At 48.7% G+C, this 3,287-nt stretch carries 3 protein-coding genes; 2 read left to right on the top strand and 1 reads right to left on the bottom strand.

Annotation, left to right across the window (positions count from 1 at the left end):
• Positions 1–37: 37 nt before the first annotated feature.
• Together pckA and Q0314_RS05355 are read left to right on the top strand one after the other, a co-directional pair.
• Complete coding sequence (gene pckA, locus Q0314_RS05360; protein ID WP_298057328.1) at positions 38–1,621, top strand: phosphoenolpyruvate carboxykinase (ATP); 1,584 nt, start codon at positions 38–40, stop codon at positions 1,619–1,621.
• 16 nt (positions 1,622–1,637) lie between these two features.
• Positions 1,638–3,041 carry a CAP domain-containing protein gene (locus Q0314_RS05355; protein WP_298057327.1) on the top strand — a complete coding sequence of 468 codons (1,404 nt, stop codon included), beginning with the start codon at positions 1,638–1,640 and terminating at the stop codon, positions 3,039–3,041.
• A gap of 54 nt (positions 3,042–3,095) precedes the next feature.
• On the opposite strand, the gene Q0314_RS05350 is transcribed toward Q0314_RS05355, so the two are convergent.
• Positions 3,096–3,287: hypothetical protein (locus tag Q0314_RS05350; protein ID WP_298057325.1), on the bottom strand; the 192-nt coding region annotated here is incomplete at its 5' end.

The raw sequence follows: 3,287 nt of genomic DNA, 5'->3' as shown, positions 1-3,287 counted from the left end.
AATCTTTTATCAAAATTTAATTTAAAAAGGACGCAAAATGACAACTCCGAACGATCTGGATAAACTAGGTCTTAAAGATATCAAAAAAATCAATCATAACCTAAGTTACGACGAGCTTTTCGAGCTTGAAAAGGCGATGGGCGAGGGACGCGTTAGCAGTAACGGCACATTTATGGTGGACACGGGCATATTTACAGGTCGTAGCCCAAAGGATAAGTACTTCGTAAAACAAGATCCGAGCCAAAAATACATCGCCTGGGGCAAGATAAATCAACCTATCTCAAAAGAGCTTTTCGATAAGCTTTTAGCTAAAGCAAAAGCCCAGCTAAGCGGCAAGGAAATCTTTATCCAAGACGCATTTTGCGGCGCTAGCAAATCCAGCCGCAAAAACGTGCGTTTCGTAACCGAAGTCGCGTGGCAGGCGCATTTCGTAAAAAATATGTTCATCCGCCCAAGCGAGAGCGAGCTAGCGGAATTTCATCCCGATTTCGTCGTTTACAACGCGTGCAAATGCAAAAACGAAGAGTGCAAAGAGCAGGGGCTAAACTCCGACGTTTTCGTTATCTTTAACGTCGAGGAAAACGTCGCGGTTATCGGCGGCACATGGTACGGCGGCGAGATGAAAAAGGGCATTTTCTCGATGATGAACTACTGGCTGCCGCTTGCGGGCAAGATGTCTATGCACTGCTCGGCAAACGTGGGCAAAGATGGCGACACGGCGCTATTTTTCGGCCTAAGCGGCACGGGCAAAACGACGCTATCGACCGATCCAAACCGCAAGCTAATAGGCGATGATGAGCACGGCTGGGACGATGAGGGGATATTTAACTTCGAGGGCGGCTGCTACGCGAAGTGCATAAATTTAGACCCGAGCAGCGAGCCTGAAATTTACGCCGCGATCAAACGCGACGCGCTGCTTGAAAACGTGGTCGCGGATGAGGCTGGCGTCGTGGACTACAAAGACGGCAGCAAGACCGAAAACACCCGCGTTAGCTACCCGATCTATCATATCGATAACTACGAACCAAGCTCTGCAGGCGGCCATCCGAAAAATATCATCTTCCTAACAGCCGATGCATTCGGCGTTTTGCCTCCGGTCGCAAAGCTAACCAAAGAGCAGGCGATGTATTATTTCCTAAGCGGCTACACGGCCAAAGTCGCGGGCACCGAGCGCGGTATCACCGAGCCCGTGGCGACCTTTAGCGCGTGTTTCGGCGAGCCGTTTATGCCGCTGCACCCGACCGTTTACGCTAAGCTTCTGGGCGAAAAGATCGACAAGCATAATGTCAGCGTCTATCTCGTAAACACCGGCTGGAGCGGCGGCGCATACGGCGTGGGCAAGCGAATGAGCATCAAAGCCACTCGGGCATGCATAAACGCGATCCTGGACGGCAGTATCAAAAAGTGCGAATTTGAAAATTTTGAGAAATTTAATCTAGCGATCCCAAAAGAGCTCGCAGGCGTCGAGACAAAGCTGCTAAATCCTATCAACACGTGGGAAAATAAGAGCGAATATGTCGCTACTCGCGATAAGCTAGCGAGCATGTTTGAGGCGAATTTCAAACGCTACGAGGACGTAAAAGAGGGCGTAGAATACGCAAAAGCCGGCCCTAAGGCTTAAATTTAAAGGGCGCTGGTTGAAAATTTACTCTGTAAAACGCGGGCTTAAATTCGGCCTTTTAGCCTGCGCCTTTTTTCTCTCGGGTTGCGATATCTTTGGCGGGCAGAGTCAAAGCTCCGCGCTAAAGTCCGCCAAGCAGCCCGAGTTTTCTTTTGTTCCTGACTCCGATGCAGTCGCGTATCTAAACGAGTACCGCCGCGGCTCCGGACTCTCCTCCCTAAAACCAAATCAAATTTTAAGCCAGGCGGCTAAAAATCATGCCGAGTATAGTGCCCAAAACGAATATATGGGGCACGACGAGGCGGCCGGACGGGTGAAATTTAGCGGCGCGACTCCAGCCGATAGAGCCCTAGCCGTGGGCTACAAATCAACCCTAGTGCTTGAAAATATCGCTTATAAAAGCGACTTTAAAGATGCGGTGGATGGGCTGTTTGCGGCGATCTATCACCGCTTTGCGTTTTTAAATTTGAGCGTCGATGAGGTCGGCTACGCGCTCGCGTCCAAAGACAAATTTAACGCCTTCGTCTTTGAGATGGGCAACTCGCGGTTAAACGGCTTTTGCGCTAAAGGTGCTAGCGATACGGGCGCGGGACGGTTTTATACAAATGTCTGCGCTGATAAAAATCTAAAAATCAAAGATGCCAAATTTGACAATTTCACAGGCTCAATGAAGCCCTACGTCAAATTCCCGGACGCTACTGCGGTGACGCCCTATTTTAGCGGCGAGATCCCGGACCCATTTCCCGAGTGCAAGATCACGGCAAACCCCGTTAGTATCGAGTTTAACGCAAACGCTGGCGATGTAAAATTTAAAGATTTTGAGATATTTAAAGACGGGCAAAAGATCCAAAATTTGCACGTCATCACGAGCACCAACGACATAAACTCCAAATTTTCGTCCAAGCAGTTTGCGGTTTTTTCGCGCGAGGTTTTTGACTTTGGCGCGCAGTATGAGGCGGTTTTTAGCTATGAGCAAGCAGGTGCGCGAAATCAAAACACCCAAAGCGCGGGCGCTCAGGTAAAGCAGATAAAATGGAGCTTTAAAACCAAAACTCCGCAAAATCCGTATTTTGACGCGCGCGACGGCGACGTGCTGGGCGTGGATGCGGATAAGACCTACGAGATATTTTTCCGCCCCAAAGACTGCAACGACCTCATGACGCGCTACTCTTACAAGGCCTCGGGCTTTATGACGCCTACGGTCGCGCAAAGCGGCACAAACACGCTAAGCGTGAAGCTAAAAGGCATGGTGGGCGATACGCTAAGCATCGTAGCGGGCGGCATGAGCGTCAAGGTGCGGCTCAAAACCAGCTCGCCCGAAGCCGTGCGCGAGAGAAGAGCGTTTTACGTGAAGGCTGGGTTGATGATCGCCGGCGTGATCGTGATTTTTGCGCTGATTGGCAGAAAGATGAGACAGTAAATCCACGCCGCTTTTTTTGGATTGGGTTGTAATTGTGTTTAATGTGGGTAAAAATCAGCTAAATTTAAACGAAGCTCTTTTTTTGGTTATTTTTGATGAGTTATGCTGCTTTGATTTTAAGCCTTTGCTGATTTTTTTTCTATGAACATAGCGAGAAAACAAGCATTTTCTCTTATTTTTATCACATTTTGCAATTATTTTATTGCTATAATAGTGTTTGTGAGGTATAATAGATTTCAAAAGGGG

The organism is uncultured Campylobacter sp., assembly GCF_938040115.1.
In the GTDB taxonomy this organism is placed as follows: Bacteria; Campylobacterota; Campylobacteria; order Campylobacterales; family Campylobacteraceae; genus Campylobacter_A.
The sequence above is the reverse complement of the archived record's forward strand: the minus strand, read 5'-3'. Positions and strand labels throughout refer to the sequence as shown.

Coding starts and splice junctions, on each gene's coding strand:
- pckA (WP_298057328.1), top strand. CDS start 38: ATGACAACTCCGAACGATCTGGATAAACTAGGTCTTAAAGATATCAAA.